The sequence below is a fragment of the Pannonibacter sp. CBAS1226 genome, assembly GCF_055685825.1.
The window spans coordinates 745,006-761,027 of the sequence record NZ_JBVOUO010000001.1; the positions used below are offsets into that span (position 1 = coordinate 745,006).

Here is a 16,022-nt window from a genome sequence, read left to right on the forward strand (position 1 = left end):
TGCCGCGTTTGCAACCGCCGGGGATGCAGCACATACCAATGCATCCGTAGGCGACGGTGAGCCGCCCATCTAGCTCCGCTCGGCAAGTAGGTCTTTGAGGTTATTCAGAATGGCTGCGGACATGTCTCTTACTGAAATCCCATGCAGACGCGCCAATCCCTCGACAGCGACCCAAACATCGCTTGGTGTGGAAGGATTACCGCTAGTTTGTGTGAACGGTCCGTCCGTCTCTGTCAAAATGCGATCGAGAGGCAAAGATTTGGTTATTGCCGCCCGCTTTTCATTTACGAGCATCTCGGCGTTCACTGAAAAATAGCAGCCGAGATCTACCGCCCGCTTTGCCTCTTTCGCGGTACCGGTGAACCAATGAAGCACAACGCGTCCACGCTGGGGCGGCATGTATTGCTCGACCATATCGAGCACGGCTTTCGTCGCTCTGACGCTATGCGTCGTGACGATCTTGTTCCCCGCCGCCGCACAGAGCGTCAGCACACGAGCGAAAATCTCTTTTTGCGTCTCAAACGACCTGTAGAACCGCGGGCCGGCGTCCAGTCCGACCTCGCCAACATAGCGTGTTAGCGGAAGCAATTCCTCCCACAGCCCGATCTCGCGGGCGCGCTCGCCGACCAGTTGAGGATGCAGGCCGAGAGCCGCGCGAACGTGACGGGTGGCGGACGCCAGTTCATGGTTCCGCGGCCAAGCTCTAGGCGTGGTGGTCACGGCGAGGGTGAAAACGCCATCGCTCTCGCAACGCTCCACCGCGGCCACGTGGTCCGGGTAGAGATCGAGGTGGCAATGAAAATCAACGAGACTTGATCGCATGATGCCTCTTACGACGGTGCGGTGCGAACGCCAGTCAGCAAGCGCCCAACCTCTTCCAATCCGCGGCGGTAGACATCAGCCAAGTCATCGTGACGGGAAGGATCATCATAGAGCGGCCCTGGCTTGTGGATGAGGGCCTTGGCGAGTTCCGGACGCTTCGATAGCCGCGCGATCGCGATCTGAAAGGATCGGACCTGCTGACCTTCGGCCTGTCGGGTGTCTAATGTGGCAGTCTTCAGGTCTGGCACGCCGTAAATTGTCGAATCCTTGCCCTGTAGAGAGGCCCGTCGAATGAGACACGGTAGGCAGTATCCGCAGTGTCCCTGTGGCTTCTTGGTCCAGCGCCCCTTCGTCGGCGATGAACATGATAGCGACAGCGGGGCGAGCTGCTTCAACAGGGCCGGATTGGTGCATTGGGTGACCATCTCCCCCTTGGTCTTGTCCCAATAGGGATTTTCGACCTTCCCTCCGACACCGAGCGCCCGCAGCAGATCGTTCCACCGGGCCATGTAGAAGGGATGCGTCGTGCGGGTGCTGAGCGCGCCGAGCCGAAGTCTATCGAGCGGCACGTTGAGCGCGATCAACCCGTTTTCCGGAACCTTGAGCACGAAGTCGCGGCCGAGCGCAGTCCCGGCGGCCAAGCCCAGCGAGAAGAACAGGAACGAGCGGCCGCGTGTGGTGTCCTCCGATCCGACGTCCTCGACAAACCCGCTATCGAAGCTCATCCATACCCGCAGCCGATCGAAAGAAGAGGCTTTATAAGCGGCTTTCAAACCGTGGAAGCACTGCTCCTGCGACTTGCTCACCAGTCCTTCGCCGGCATGGCTGACCAGAAGCGGCGTCTCGCCGGCATTCAAGCTGTCGATCGCACCGATCAAACTGTCCAAACCACCGGAGAACAAGCTCACGCCATCGAACGGGGCGGGAATGAGGGTGGGCGCGGCAGGAGAAACCAGCTTCGCGTAGCCCTTGGCCCGTTTGCGGAAGCCCACATCCCATCTGTCGCCTGTCAGGAAGTTCAAGGCGCGGACCAAGATCGGCGCGGCGGCCGTCCATCGCACTGGATCGCTCACGGGGACGACTAATCGAATCTCGCGCGTCCAGGCATCCTGCGATTCCGTCGAGCGGGAGATGCGGGTGTCCGCTGCGTGAACGTGGGCCGCGACCACGAGCATGTCCGCGCCGATCTCGCTCGGGGTCAGGTGCAGCGCCTTGAGGTCAGCCAAGGCGTGGCCGATCCCATGATCGAGACGCTTGCCCGCTACCAACTGTAAGATCGATGCGACTTCGTCGCGCGCCTTTGGAACACGGGTCTTATCGTCCTCGCCGAAACGGCCAATGATGACATGGCGCCTCATTTCGCTGCCTCCCCATCGCCCATCGTCTGCAACACGTCGAAGGCGGATTGATAGACGTTAGTTACAAAGCCCATCACTGCATCTGGGGTCAGCGACTGAATGTTGACACCCGCGGCGTTGATCGCGTCGCTGACACCCCGCTGGATGAAATCACGCAATTGCGCCTGAACCCTCTCGGCCGCGCGCGGATCGGCAGGCAAGGTTACGACCTTGGTGCCGATGTCGTTACAGATGCGCGCCTCGATCGCGTGAGTCGCATATAGTTCGAAGACGGTCTGGATTTGCCCAGGTGTCAGCGCGTCGATGTCGGTAATGCCAGCACCGGCGAGATCGGCGATCGTCTCGACGAAGGCGTCTCGCGCGATTCCCTCATCAATAGACCCACCTTCGGGGCAGATATAATCGGCGAGACCCGCGAACACTTCCTCGATCGGACGCCCGGCGAGGCTTTCAAGGTTGAGCGTTCGTAGCGCCTCACGCACGCCATTCGCGCTGGCGTCGTTGAGGAACCTGACCAGTCCAGCACCCGCGCCCCGCGACGAACCCATCCGCTGCGCAGCCTGGCGTGAGCCGCCCGCTGATTTGGACACATATTGCGAAACCGCGCGGCCGAGGCTCCTACGGTCGCTTCCGCCCGAACTTGCGAAACGCGTGAAATTGTTTCGGGCGGAAGTGAAGCGATCCGACGCCCCTGCCGGCGCGGTCGGCCGAGGTGCTGGCGCGGGAGGAACTGCGGGCGGCGCTCCATCAGGAGCCGGGGATTGCGTTCCGTCGCTATCACCCGCGCCAGCTCCGCCGTCGCTGTCACCTTGCAACCAACTCGGAATGAGCGGCGTACCGCCTCCTGCACCCCCATAGGCGTTCGACGTGCCCATCAGCGACCACCCTTCCGCGTGCGAAGCGCGGCGCTCGCCGTGGGCTTCAGGAAGGACGAACCGGAGGTGGACCATCCTAAGAGTAGATTCTCGAAGCGCGCCACGGCGTCGGAATCCTTGACGACACCCTCCCAACCCGACGCGGGCCAAGGCCCGCACCGATCGGCGGGCAAGGCTTCGAGCAGGTCAAGAAGATTGGCTTGAAGCGTCGGATGCGCGCGAACTAGCACCGCGAGTCCGTCGATGCCGGGTGGCACGGTATCAAAGGTGTCTCCGCCCATAACGCGCCCGCGCAGTTCCTCGAAGACCTGCGCCGCCTCCGCAGGAACGAGTTGCTTGAGTTCGCCTTCGAACGCTTGGACCGCGAGTTTTGGGCCGAGCAGTTTTTCGACCACAGCGGCGAGACGCCCGAGGACGGAGGCCGCGCCAAAATAGTCTTTCCGATCCTTGGTGACGAACAGATAGGGGCGCAGATCGACCTCAGCCAAGGCCGGCGATAGCCGCGCCCAGGCCCGTATCGCGTCGGCCGCCTTCCATTCCGTCAGAACGGCACTGTCTTTGGAATCCGGCACGACGGTCGGCTTGGTGTCATCGATGACACTGATTTTCGGCCCGGCCCGCTTGGCCTTTGGAACTGGCTTCTTCTCCAACGCGGCGGCTTCAAGCGCCGCCAAGTCTGCGCAACGGCCGTCTGGATCACGGGCGGCGGCGCTGGCGATCTGATCGAATAGTCTGGAGAGGAACCGTTCGGCCAGCATTAGTTTCGCCAGGACGGGCAGCTTCACCTCTTCTCCGAAGCCGCGAGCGAGCGCGGTCTGATGGCGCAGCAGCAAGGTGTTCAAGAAGCGCTTGATCTGCCGCGGATTGCCCTGAGTACCGCTGGCCAGGATCGGACCGATCTGGTCGCTCAAGGTGAGCGCGTTCTGTACCTGGCCGGCTTTGTCGCCCAAGGCGGTCTTCACCGTCTGCGCGTCGAGCCCGGCCGTCTTCCAAGGCCGTTTGAGCAATTCACGCGCGACTGTGATGAGCGACGAGTAAGCGGGATCGTCGTCACCCAGCTCGGCGCCGATGAGCAACAGGGTGACGTAGATACGGGTTTCTGTTTCGCCCAAAGCCGGAATCCGGAATGGAATCTGGATCAGCTTTTCGAGATAGTTGCGCGCATAGTCACGGGGGCCAGTCGTGTCCGGCAACTCGGGGAAATGCTTGCGCACCGAATACTCGATCATCGCCTCGTCGGCCGCGACGATGAATGCGGTGCGAGCGGTGAAGACGAACAGTCGGACGGCTTCGAGCGTTTCGATCGCCGTGTCTGGCAGGCAGCGGTCAAGATCGTCGATGAGTACGATCAGTTGCTTGATGCCTGCCTGCTTGAGCAAATCGTCAAAAGCCTTCCTGAAGGCTTCGATCTCCTCCGGGACGTTCTTCGACTCTCCGGGCTTCAGCAGACCCTGCACACCATCGATCGCTTTGTCGTAATTCTCCTGCGTGGCGAGTTTCGAGGGATCGGAGAAGATTCCCTTCAAGGTGCCCACCACTGCGCCGATCTGATCGGCTGTGGGGATGCCGGTGAACGCGGTGAACGCGAGACCGCCCCCGCGCCGCGCGATCTTCAGCCAGTCGATCCGCCGAAAGATGTCTTTCACGGCCACGCCGGCCTGGGTGAGTAAGGGCCGCTTTTCAACGAGCCCGGTAACGATGCCCTCGATCAGCGCGATCTTGGCGTCTTCGAACCCCTGGAAACGCCACCCGTTGAATTTGATGCAGAGCACGTCCTCATCCGAACTGAGGCCATTCTCGATCATCTCAAGGATGCTGGATTTGCCTGCGCCCCAGTCGCCATGAACACCGATTGTCACAGCGCGGTCAGGCTTTTCACGCAGCAGTTCGATGATAGTTTTGGCGATCGCCTCATTGTTGAGGAGATCCACCTTTGTCTCATTATCCGTTAGAATCATTTCCCCCCCAATGCGCCTTTGCGGGCTTTATCCGCCGTTACGCGATTGCCCCCGCAAACATTCGACCGCAGAAGTTATTGCGGCATCATCCGGCTTGGCCGATCCCCATTCCTTCCAGAAATCTCGCGTCGCGCTATCCGGCGGCACTTTTGGCATGTCGAGCTTGATCCGCGTCGGTAGCAGAACAGCGTCACCCAACAACAGCGCCTCACCCGTATCAAGCAATGGCAAGATGCTCGTCAGCCCAGCCAGCGAATCCGGCATCAGGCGCTTGATGACGCCCTGATCGGTTTCGTTCGTCAGGCGCAAAGCCAAGAAATTATTGCACTGGCTCAGGATCGTCCGGCTGACATCCGACGGGCGCTGGCTCACCACGAGCAACGAGAAGCCGTATTTACGGCCTTCCTTGGCGATCCGCTCGAATGATCCGAGGGCCTGACGCTGGACCGCGTCAGCGTCATCGCGAACCGGAAGGTAAAGATGAGCCTCGTCGCAGAGCAGCGTAACCGGCGTCCGGGTCTTCCCGCTCATCCAGAACTGAACATCATAAAGTAGCCTCGCCAGCGTTCCCGTCACCACGGGGAGTACGTCGGCGGGCACTTCGGAGAAGTCGATAACCTTGATGCCTGTGTCATCGCCAGATTGCAGCAGTTTGAGCACCTGCGTTGCAAGCCAGTCGTATTTCATCGCAGCAGGTGGCGGTGCGAACATGAAGCCGTAGCGACGATCGTCCAGCTTTGCTTCGAGGCGCGACAGGAACCGGGTCAGCTTGTCCTCCCATTCCCCCTTCACCGGGCCGTTCTTACCCACCCCTTTTGTGGTGTTGTCTGTGTTCAGAAGCCCGACCAACTGTTTGACGTCGTAAGGAATCGGCGAATCGACAGTGTACGTTTTCTTGATATCGGCCTTCTTCTCAGCATCGAGTGTCTGCCCTTTTAAGGAGCGGACATGCAGCGTGAACCGCGACGCCTGATTTGGCGCGTTCTGGTCGCTGCGATCGAGGATCATCGACAGCATTTCATCACGGTTGAGCAACCAATATGGCAGGAACAGCGTGTCGTTTCCCGGATTTTCCAGATCGCCGGGACCAGCGACGCGGAAGCGCGTAGCGAATCCTCCGTTCGCCTTATCTGCCAACGGAGCGTATTCGCCGTGCATATCGAACACGATGATGTTTGGAAACTTCAGCTTGGCGGCCCGTTCGAGGATCAGTGCAACAGCCCAGCTTTTGCCGGACCCGGTGCTTCCGAGGATCGCTGCGTGCCGCTGAAAGAACTTGTCCCCACTGGCGATCGCATCGGCCGTGCGATCCGCAACGAACGTGCCGAGCTTGAGTCTTTCATCGGCGGAAAAACCGGCACCCAGGATTCCCATGAAGCGCTGAAGATTTCCGCCTTCAATGACGAAGCAGTCCCGGTCGATCTGCGGAAAGCTATCCGCACCGCGCTTGAATGTATTCCGCCGATCTCCCTCCACCGTTCTGAACGTACCGATCAACACGCCCTGGATCAGGTCGGTCGGCACCGCTGCCAAAAGCCCGCCATCGGCATCCTCATCGTCCGGGCCGGGCAATTCTTCCCTGATGCTGCGGGTAACGCGCTCTGTCATGGCGATGAGGTATTCGCGCTCCGTCGCGCCGCGAATGGCGATGAGCTGTCCGATGCCGATCCGCGTGAGCAGAACGGAGTTCGTCACATCGATCGCAACACGGCTGGTATCGACCGACGCGACGCGCCCGATTTTATCCTCGTCAGCAAATTGGAGAGCGGCTTCAGTCATGGTTCAAGCACCTCGGCAACGAATGAGCCCAGATCCCACAGGTCCAGACCAGGAAAGAAGGTCTCGACGCCAGCGACAAAGACGCCAGAGCCGGAAACACCAGCTTGTTCGGCGCGCTGAATCGCGATGACATTGCGGCACTCGTTTACGAGCTTCACCGCATTATCCGACAGTCCGTAAGTTAAAAGCAGCGTGGGCACGCCGCTGCGGATACGGGGCGTCAGGTGAGTTTCAAGGTGATCGTCGTTGAAACCATAGCCGATCACGAGAAAGCGGCTGGCACGGTCGATCGCCGAATTTGCCCGTTCCCGATGGCGGTCAAACGGGCTTTCGTAGCCGTTGCGGAACTTGTTCAACCCCGGCGTGATGATGAGCCTCGGTAGATCGAGATCACCAGAGTAGCGGACGGGCTTCCCGTCACGGTGATACCAGTCGAGACTGCCATGAGGTTTGAAGATATTGGCGCGCGGACGATAACGAAACTGTGCTCGTCCGGCCTTCAGCGTCACTTCCCGGCAGAAGCTCAGGCGGCTTTCCTGCTCGTTCAACTCTCCTGCAAAATGGCCGATAAACAACGTATCAACGCCGAGACCGGCTTCTTCCACGGCGACCTCAACCAGGCGATCATAGTTGGTAGTAACCACCGGAAGTCCGGTATGAGGTTTCAACAAGTGCTTGACGAGCCCGGTAAAACGCAGCGTCCGGGTCCGCGAGAAAACTTCGGCAACAATTTGACGCTCACGTATAGCGATCAGTTCGGCCGTGCGCGCAACGATCGCGATTTCCAGTCCTGTCGTCGGGGGCACTTCCAGAAGAGCCGCTTCGAGTCCCTTGGTTGGCAGGAGCGGTGAAATCGCTTTCCACCGATCTACCTCCGCTGCCGCCAAGCCTGCTGTCACTGTCGCATCGAGATGAGTGCCCAACTCGCCCATACCCGGCAGCCCTTCCGCGCATGACAGACCAGAGCCGACAACCGTTACTAGGCCGTCTGTCAGATGCTGTTGCAACAGTAGTTTAAGCTCGTGAATGTCCAAGCGCGTCTTCTCGTCTTTATATTTTGACATCTATTTGGCCAGTATGGCAGATGATCAATTCCTAAGCGATACCAACTATATCGCAACAGAATAACAAAAGCGGCGATCAGGATGCTCGGTCCTCGGGTTTTGGGGCTTTGCACATCCTGATCTAGCTTTGTACCCGTCCTCCGCTTCGCTCTTGCCGGGCGGGTGGCTTGGGGGCGCTGCCCCCTGGCGCGGCACAAGGGCAGCAGGGCGGTATCCCCAGCCTTCCGCGCGGATATGTGCTCCGCACTCTCGTCACGACTTCGATCCGCTTGTGCAGGCCGGGTGATCCCCCTCCGCCCGTCCGCCCTTGCGCCTTGCACCCCCCGGTCTCGGCGACGGCCAGGGTTGCAGCGCAGCGCTGCGCTCCAACCCAGACCAAAAGGATCAAGATCATGACGACCATTACACAGATCACGACCGTTCCAGAACATGGCGAAACGGTTTTCATCCCGCTCAACAAGCTTAAGAAGCATCCGAAGAATGCCCGGAAGACCCCGCACAGCGAGGCGTCTATCGAGGGGAAGGCCGCAAGCATCGCCGCCAAGGGGATGCTGCAAAACCTTGTGGTAGAGCCGGAAACGAACGCGGGCGGGGAACCGACCGGCTTCTATCTCGTCAGCGTCGGGGAAGGCCGCAGGTTGGCGCAGCTTCTGCGCGCCAAGCGCAAGGAGATCAAGAAGACGGAGCCGATCCGCTGCGTCATCGACACGGCGAACGACGCCGCCGAGATCAGCCTTGACGAGAACGTGAACCGCGAAAACCTTCACCCCGCCGACGAGTTCGAGAAGTTCCGCGAGCTTTCGGAAGATCGCGGATGGGGCGCGGAGGAAATCGCGGCCCGGTTCGGCAAGTCCGCGCATGTCGTGAAGCAGCGGCTTCGCCTCGGCGCTGTCAGCCCCAAGCTGATTCAAGTTTACCGCGATGGCGGGCTGACCATGGACCAGTTGCAGGCGTTCGCCATCACCGACGACTACGACCGGCAGGAACAGGTCTATGAGAATCTGTCCTACAACAAGGAGCCGTGGATCATCCGCCGCGACCTGACCGCTAGCAATGTGGCGGCTTCGGATCGGCGCGCGGTGTTCGTCGGCGCGGAAGCCTATACCGAGGCAGGTGGCAACATTATCCGTGACCTGTTCACCGAGGATCGCGGCGGCTTCTACGAGGACGCCGCGCTGCTGGACCGGCTTGCCCTCGACAAACTGGAAAGCACTGCCGCCGAGGTTCGGGAGGCCGAGGGGTGGAAATGGGTTTTGGCCTATATCGACTGGCCCCATGCGCACGGCATGCGCCGCACCTATCCGCAGCCGGTGGAGCTTTCCGAGGAACAGGAAGCCGCCTACGACGCCGCGCAGGAGGAACTTGAGCGCCTGTCGGCGGAATGGCAGGACGCAGACACAGACCTGCCGCCCGATGTGGATCAGCGCCTTGCGGAGCTTGAAGCCGAGATCGAGCGGATCGACGGGCTGCGCTACGCTTATGACGCCGACGAGATCGGGCGCGGCGGCGTGTTCGTGGTGTTGAACCATGACGGCGAAGCCCGGATCGAGCGCGGTTTCATCCGGCCCGAGGACGAGGCACCGGAACCGGAAGAAGAAGCAAGCACAGATGGCGAAACCATCATCGACGGCGTTCACGTCAACGGCGATGGCGAAATCATCGGAGAGGACGGCGAGTATGACGAGGACGGCAACCATGTTTCCGCGTTCGACGCCGAGGACGATGAAGCGGAGGAAGACGGCAAGCCGATTTCCGATCTTCTCATTCGCGACCTGACGGCCCATCGGACGCTTGGCCTGCGTCTCGCTCTTGGCGAACAGCCGGACATGGCCTTGATCGCCGTCACCCATGCGCTTGCCGCGCAGACCTTCTATCGTGGCGGCGGGGACGCCCACGCCCTCGAAATCCGCCCGATCAGCGCCAGCCTTGGCGGGCATGCGGACGGCATCGAGGACACGGCGGCGGCGAAGGCGCTGGCGGATCGTCATGCCGGATGGGCGGCGGACATGCCGCGCGACGTGGCCGAGCTTTGGGGCTTCATCGCCGGTCTGGACCATGCGAGCGTCATGGCGCTGTTCGCCCATTGCGCCGCGCAGACCGTCAACGCCCTCAAGCTGCCATGGGAGCAGAACAAGCGCCACGCCTATGCAACGGCGGACAGGCTGGCGACGGCGGTTGCGCTCGACATGACGGCGCATTGGACGCCGACCGTTCGGGCCTATCTCGGGCGTGTCACGAAGGCCCATATCCTTGACGCCGTGCGTGAGGCGCTTGGCGACGAAGCCGCCGAGCGGATCGCGGACAAGAAGAAGCCGGACATGGCGGAAGCTGCCGAACGGCTTCTGGCCGGAACCGGGTGGCTCCCGCCGATCCTGCGCACGGAGCGGCCCGCATGGTTGGCGGTGGACGAGCAGCCGGAAGCCCTCGCCATGGAGGACGAGGCTCTGCCCGAAACCGACAGCGCCGAAACCGTGGAAGATGAGCCTTTCGCCGTCGCGGCGGAATGAACGGCGGGCCGGGATCGCGTCAGCGGTCCCGGCCTTCTACCCGTAAAATCCGGCCGCGCGGCTTCCCCGCGCGGCCGGATGACCTCGACAGAACAAGAACACATCGGCACACATCGGAACGTGCAGCCGCCATCATGGCGATTGCACGAAAGGCGGTGCCGTCAGCAAAGGTGAAACATCATGGTCGCCGTCATGTTCATGAGTGTTGCGCTGGTCGCGTTGCTCTGCGTCCTCGCCTACAATCTCGCCGTCTATGCCCTGCCTTTCATGCTCGGGCTGACCGCAGCGCAGTTCGCGTATCAGACCGGCTCTGGCCTGATCGGTGCGGGACTCGTCGGCTTGTTCTCGGCTTGTGCCGCCTTCGGCATTCTGGCCGGGCTGTTCGAGACGATCCGCACTCCCATCATCCGCCTGATCGTGGCGCTAATCTTCGCCGCTCCCGCCGCCGTTGCGGGCTATGCGCTGGTCCATGGCGTCACCAAGGAGGCCGTCCCGTCCGACATCTGGCGGCAAATCTTCTGTATCGTCGGAGGCGGTTTCGTCGGCTTCTCTGCCTTGGCGCGGCTGGTGAACGGTGTCGGCCACCCCGCGAAATAAAGGCGCGGAACCGGCTGGCAGAGCAAGGCGACGGCCAATCTTGACATGATAAGGAATATTCCTTACATTCCACTCGACCGATTTATGGAGGCCCGCCATGGGAGCGTTGCTGAAAGAAGAAAGCACCATCACCGCCAAGGGACAGACCACCGTGCCGAAGTCCGTTCGGCAGGCGCTGGGCGTTGACTATGGTGGACGCATTGCTTTTCTCATTGACGAGCAGCACCGCGTCTATGTCCAGAAGGCCGAGATTGAAGAAACCGCCGATCCCGTGATCGACCGCTTTCTCGAATTTCTCGCGCGAGACATGGCGAAGCACCCCGAGAAATCCGTTCTTCCGTTCCCCCAGTCCTTGCTCGACCGGGCTGTTGCCCTGACGGCGGGCATGACGGTCGATCTCGATGCCGAGATCGAGGGGGACGTTTCGATCTGATATGCCGACGATCAATGGCTGGACGGTCCTCGCACACCCTCTCTTTCTCGATCAGTGGGAAAAGCTGATCGAGGCGGTCGGCGCGCTCAAAGCGAAGAAACCGGACGATTATCAGAAATCCGCAGACGCCAAGTTACTCGCGTCCCTGGTCCAGCTCGTCACCGTCAATGTGCCATCGGACCCGACAGCTTCCATCTATCGCCAGGGCGCGACCCTTGGCGATGACCGCAAGCACTGGTTTCGCGCCAAGTTCGGCAATGGTCGTTTCCGGCTCTTTTTCCGCTACAGCAGCACCAGCAAGGTCATCATCTTCGCATGGGTGAACGACGAAAACAGCTTGCGGACCTATGGCTCCAAAACGGATGCCTACAAGGTCTTCAAGGGGATGCTGGATGACGGCAATCCGCCCGACAATTGGGATGCTCTGCACAAAGAGGCTTCCGACCCCAAGGCCGTTGCACGGCTGGAAAAAGCCTCGCCCCCGAATCCATGACGAGTGCTGTTGAACGTCACAGGATTGGGCGTTGCCCTCCGGGCCGGGCTTTCGGCTGCGCCGGAACCACGACTTCGCCGCGTTTCCGCCATTCGGCTTCAATCCCATAACGCAAGGGGCGGCGGCGGACATTTCGCGGGAAGCTCCCATCCGGTGAGGGAGGCAGTCTCGGAGGCCGGTCACGGTCGCCACGGCAGCCCCATGATGAGGTTAGGCTTTCCGTCCGCTTCGACGGGCGGGGCGGATCAGCGCCGGGAAGCTCGGATCATCCGCTTGGCGAGGTAGTGCATGCCGCCCCGCAAGCGGTCTTCCGGCCACACCGGGCACGCCAGCACCGGCGAAGGTCAGACGAAGCCGTGCCCGCCAACGCCCCGCTGGTATCATACGAACTGGCCTTGGCGGTCAGGGTGGAAAAGACCGCACCCAAGGCGACCGGCGCAGCGTCCCCGATCCCGGCGAGGCGCAGGACGGCCGCCATTGCCGTATTCCCGCGATTTCCTGAAACGGGCGCTCCATTCGCGTCCTCGATTGGAATGGGTCTGACCGAAGATCGGCTTCGCCTCGCTCGTCTTCCCGCAACGTCCGTCGCCAACTTTTTTCCGCCGCCTTCGGCTTTGCATCGCGAAGCAAAAAAGCTGCCGCCGGCCGCCTTCCACGATGTTCCAGCCCCTAGGGGTGCGGGGCCGATCGTCCCCGGTCTCACGACCACCATCGAGGTCGCAATGGTGCGGCCCGACAGGAAAAGGAATACGACAATGGCGACCATCGGCACCTTCACCCAGAACGAGAACGGCGCGGGCTTCACCGGCGCGGTCAAGACCCTGACCCTCAACGTCAAGGCCAAGTTCGTTCCCAGCGAGGGCGACAGCGAGCGCGCCCCCGACTTCCGCATCTTCGCCGGTGCTACCGAGTTCGGCGCGGCCTGGAGGAAGACCGCCCGCGAGACGCAGCGCGAATACCTCTCCGTCAAGCTGGACGATCCGAGCTTCCCCGCACCGATCTACGCCAGCCTGGTCGAAGCCGAGGACGGAAATTCCCACAACCTCATCTGGTCCCGCCGCAACGGCGACTAAGGCCAGCTCCCCGATTGCCCCGCTCAACCGAGCGGGGCTTCTTTTTGCTCATCTCCGCCGCCTTTCAGGAAACCAGGAGATCAGGATACGCGGCTTTCCGGTTTTCAGGCTTTGCGTATCCCGATCGGATCTTCTCCCCGTCCTCCGCTTTGCTCTGGCCGGGCGGGTTGCTTGGGGGCGCTGCCCCCTGGCGCGGCACAAGGGCGGCCGGGCGGTATCCCCAGCCTTCCGCGCGGATATGTGCTCCGCACTCTCGTCACGACTTCGATCCGCTTGTGCAGGCCGGGTGATCCCCCTCCGCCCGTCCGCCCTTGCGCCTTGCACCCCCCGGTCTCGGCGACGGCCAGGGTTGCAGCGCAGCGCTGCGCTCCAACCCAGACCCATAAGGATCAAGATCATGACCTATCATCACCTTGCCACCCGGTTCGGCCGCAACAGCCATCAGATCAGCGGGCGCGAAGCGCTCGACAACGAGGCGCTTTATCGGCACGTCCCCTCGATCTTCGCCCGCGAGGCCCATGACAGCCGGTCGGAGCGTTACGTCTATGTTCCCACCATTGACATTGTGGAGGGGTTGCGCCGGGAAGGATGGTTCCCGTTCTTCGCCGTGCAGTCGGTCCCACGCGACGGCAGCCGCCACGGCCACGCCAAGCATATGCTGCGCCTGCGCCGGGATGACGGCATCGGCAAGCAGGAGGCGGCGGAAGTCATCATCGTCAATTCCCATGACGGAACCAGCAGCTATCAGATGTTCGCCGGAATGTTGCGTTTCGTCTGCACCAACAGCCTAGTGGCGGGCGAGCGGTTCGAGGACGTGCGCGTTCCCCACAAGGGAAGTATCCAGCATGACATTATCGAAGGCGTCTATACCGTCGCGGAGGACTTCCCCCGGCTGATCGACGCCAGCGAGACCATGAAGGAAATCCAGCTTGGCGAAGATGAGCGCCGCGTTCTGGCGGAGGCGAGCCTTGTCGCCCGCTACGGCGAAGAAGAAAGCCCCGTTCGCCCGGATCAGATCATCCAGCCGCGCCGCCGCGAGGATGTCGGGCAAAGTCTTTGGATGACCTACAACACCATTCAGGAGAACATGATAAGGGGCGGATTGCATGGACGCCGCCAGACTTCGGACGGCCGTATTCGCCGCAGCCAGACCCGCGCTATCAACGGCATCGACCAGAACGTGACCCTCAATCGCGCGCTCTGGACGCTGGCCGAAGGCATGCAGCGCCTCAAGGCCCGATGACCGCCAAGCCGTAGAGCCGGAAAACCGGCTCTACGGATTTCCGCTTTTCAGGCTTTCAGATTGCCCAATTTTTCGCCGATCCGGCTCAGCGGATCGGCGGTGCGGCCATGCCGGGGACACGGCCGCCGCTCGCCGGGCTAGGCCCGGCTCGCGAATCCAGATAACCACTGTTAAGACAAAAATAACTAAGGAATTTATCGAGTTACCGACACCACTTATACCCTTGGCGCAGCTACAGTCGCCGCCTGACATCCAGCAGGCTTCCAGTTCGGGTCTGCCTTGTGCGACCCGCCATTGGGAGAGACGCCATGCTTAGCATCGACTGGCGTGTTCCGGCGGCTTACAAGCACACCAAGAATTTGCCCGCCGCCGGTTTCGCCTGGGAATATCTTCGTCGCAACGATGAGTATCGCCATGACTTCAACGCCATTGCCCTGACCGGAGAACCCGGCGCGCGGCAATTGGAGCGGTTCGCGCAGCGCTGGGGGTTGCGATTTCGCAAGCGACCCCGACGCATCGCCTGATAGCCATACCCCGTTCTGGTCTCCGCGCCTTCAGCCGCAGGCGGTCATGCTGTCGCCTGTCGAACAGGAGGCCGTAGAAACCGAGCCGCTGGTCGCTCTCGCCCATCTCGATGGTCTCGATCTGCGCCGCGCCGCCGATGGCTGGCATGGCGTCTGGCAGGTGGGCAACGTCGCGCACCAGTTCTGGTTGCCGGACGCGGTGCCCGACGCCGCAGCCTTCTATGCCGTGACCTTGCCGATGGATTCATTTCTGGAGCTTCGCGCCCATGCCGCACGCCGTCTCTGGCGATCTCTCACCCGGCGACCGCCGGGACCGCCTATCGGCATCCTTCCCGACCAGCTCCGGGAATGGCACATCCTGTCCCTGCGCGCGCTTGATGCTCGTCTGCGCGGTGAGAGCTATCGCGCCATCGCCGAAGTCCTGCTCGGCTTCCACGGCACGAAGGAGGATTTCGAAGGCGATCCAGCCAAGAACAAAGCCCGTCGCCTCGTCGCCCACGGCATCAGGATGATGCGCGGCGGCTATCGCCTGCTGCTGCATTATCCGATCAAACCCGGCAAAACCTGAATCCAGCCAGTATTTGCGGTTGCCGACGATACCGAGCGTCACGCCTTATTGGCGGCAGCCTGTTCCAAAATCCGTTTGTAGCCCTCGCGTGAGAGCCATTGTGCCCGTTCCAGATGGCTTTGCCAGCATCGCCGTGTCCGCAGTTCTTCGGCGACCGGATCGCGGTGCAGCACGATTCGCGCCACTTCCTTCCAGTCCGCATTTTCGGCCTTCGCATCGAGAAGGCGCAGATAGGTCACGAAATGCCGTTCGTCATAGGTGGTGATCTCGTCGCCAGTCGGCGCGATGTCGTCCACATCGGGATCAAGTTCGACAGGAACCCGCATCGTCATTCCCCTTTCTTCAGAAGAGTGCCTGCGGTGCGCCCCCGCAGATAAGACTCTCTGACTCCTGGTGATCGGGGAGTTCGAAACCGTGACTAGACGGCCCCATGGCCTTTAGCTCGGAAAGCCTGTTGTATACGCCACAGGCTCCCCGACCATAGGTCAAGGAGTGCGTTGCCGTTACGGCCGGCAACAACCACTAGTCAGGGGTTTCGACGCCCCGGAGCAGCGCGTCTGCTCCGCTTTCACCCTTAGCCGATGCGTGCGCAATTGTCTTGACCGAATCCGCGCCGCAGGCGGTGAAACGCTGAAATATCTCGCCTTTTCCGGCTGACTATCACCCGTCAGGGGGTGCCGCCAGCGCATAGGCGCAAATGCGGCACGCTACAGGCCGCCGATCCCTCG

Annotated in this window: 15 protein-coding genes; 8 read left to right on the forward strand and 7 right to left on the reverse strand. The window is 61.6% G+C overall.

Features of this window, described 5'->3' with window-relative positions; genetic code table 11:
* Window positions 1-69: 69 nt before the first annotated feature.
* The 6 genes from qatD to AC0CMF_RS03360 are packed head-to-tail and all read right to left on the reverse strand — an operon-like array spanning window position 70 to window position 7,826.
* Window positions 70-822, reverse strand: a complete 753-nt coding sequence (qatD, locus tag AC0CMF_RS03335; protein WP_099866425.1) for a Qat anti-phage system TatD family nuclease QatD — start codon at window positions 820-822, stop codon at window positions 70-72.
* 8 nt (window positions 823-830) lie between these two features.
* Entirely contained in the window at window positions 831-2,180 is a 1,350-nt protein-coding gene (gene qatC / locus AC0CMF_RS03340; protein ID WP_099866426.1) for a Qat anti-phage system QueC-like protein QatC, read from the reverse strand.
* Window positions 2,177-3,055, reverse strand: a complete 879-nt coding sequence (gene qatB / locus AC0CMF_RS03345) for a Qat anti-phage system associated protein QatB (RefSeq protein ID WP_099866483.1) — start codon at window positions 3,053-3,055, stop codon at window positions 2,177-2,179. Before qatB ends, qatC begins: the two co-directional genes overlap by 4 nt.
* Window positions 3,055-5,013, reverse strand: a complete 1,959-nt coding sequence (gene qatA, locus AC0CMF_RS03350; RefSeq protein ID WP_099866427.1) for a Qat anti-phage system ATPase QatA — start codon at window positions 5,011-5,013, stop codon at window positions 3,055-3,057. The genes qatB and qatA overlap by 1 nt, the downstream gene beginning before the upstream one ends.
* Before the next feature lie 27 nt (window positions 5,014-5,040).
* The gene (locus AC0CMF_RS03355; protein ID WP_099866428.1) at window positions 5,041-6,792 is read right to left on the reverse strand and encodes an ATP-binding protein; all 1,752 of its coding nucleotides are present in this window, start codon (window positions 6,790-6,792) and stop codon (window positions 5,041-5,043) included.
* Complete coding sequence (locus tag AC0CMF_RS03360) at window positions 6,789-7,826, reverse strand: SIR2 family protein (RefSeq protein WP_099866484.1); 1,038 nt, start codon at window positions 7,824-7,826, stop codon at window positions 6,789-6,791. Before AC0CMF_RS03360 ends, AC0CMF_RS03355 begins: the two co-directional genes overlap by 4 nt.
* Before the next feature lie 422 nt (window positions 7,827-8,248).
* On the opposite strand from AC0CMF_RS03360, the gene AC0CMF_RS03365 reads away from it, so the two are divergent.
* From AC0CMF_RS03365 to AC0CMF_RS03400, 8 genes are all read left to right on the forward strand, one after another.
* A complete protein-coding gene (locus tag AC0CMF_RS03365) occupies window positions 8,249-10,363 on the forward strand; it encodes a ParB/RepB/Spo0J family partition protein (protein ID WP_099866429.1) in 2,115 nt (704 codons plus the stop codon).
* A 180-nt stretch (window positions 10,364-10,543) separates the two neighbouring features.
* Window positions 10,544-10,960 carry a hypothetical protein gene (locus AC0CMF_RS03370; RefSeq protein WP_030093185.1) on the forward strand — a complete coding sequence of 139 codons (417 nt, stop codon included), beginning with the start codon at window positions 10,544-10,546 and terminating at the stop codon, window positions 10,958-10,960.
* Window positions 10,961-11,057: 97 nt separating this feature from the next.
* Window positions 11,058-11,393 carry a type II toxin-antitoxin system PrlF family antitoxin gene (locus AC0CMF_RS03375; RefSeq protein ID WP_030093186.1) on the forward strand — a complete coding sequence of 112 codons (336 nt, stop codon included), beginning with the start codon at window positions 11,058-11,060 and terminating at the stop codon, window positions 11,391-11,393.
* A 1-nt stretch (window position 11,394) separates the two neighbouring features.
* Window positions 11,395-11,886, forward strand: coding sequence for a type II toxin-antitoxin system YhaV family toxin (locus tag AC0CMF_RS03380; protein ID WP_030093187.1), 492 nt, complete (start codon window positions 11,395-11,397; stop codon window positions 11,884-11,886).
* A 755-nt stretch (window positions 11,887-12,641) separates the two neighbouring features.
* On the forward strand, window positions 12,642-12,959 hold the full coding sequence (locus AC0CMF_RS03385) for a DUF736 domain-containing protein (protein WP_030093188.1): 318 nt from the start codon (window positions 12,642-12,644) through the stop codon (window positions 12,957-12,959).
* A 397-nt stretch (window positions 12,960-13,356) separates the two neighbouring features.
* Window positions 13,357-14,202 (forward strand): DUF932 domain-containing protein, encoded by an 846-nt coding sequence (locus AC0CMF_RS03390; protein ID WP_099865077.1) that lies wholly within the window; start codon window positions 13,357-13,359, stop codon window positions 14,200-14,202.
* A 308-nt stretch (window positions 14,203-14,510) separates the two neighbouring features.
* Window positions 14,511-14,726 carry a transcriptional regulator domain-containing protein gene (locus AC0CMF_RS03395; protein ID WP_081876353.1) on the forward strand — a complete coding sequence of 72 codons (216 nt, stop codon included), beginning with the start codon at window positions 14,511-14,513 and terminating at the stop codon, window positions 14,724-14,726.
* 46 nt (window positions 14,727-14,772) lie between these two features.
* Window positions 14,773-15,294 (forward strand): DUF2285 domain-containing protein, encoded by a 522-nt coding sequence (locus tag AC0CMF_RS03400; RefSeq protein ID WP_030092756.1) that lies wholly within the window; start codon window positions 14,773-14,775, stop codon window positions 15,292-15,294.
* 38 nt (window positions 15,295-15,332) lie between these two features.
* Here the strand turns inward: AC0CMF_RS03400 and AC0CMF_RS03405 are convergent, their stop codons facing one another.
* Window positions 15,333-15,620 carry a DNA -binding domain-containing protein gene (locus tag AC0CMF_RS03405; RefSeq protein ID WP_030092757.1) on the reverse strand — a complete coding sequence of 96 codons (288 nt, stop codon included), beginning with the start codon at window positions 15,618-15,620 and terminating at the stop codon, window positions 15,333-15,335.
* Window positions 15,621-16,022 lie beyond the last annotated feature (402 nt).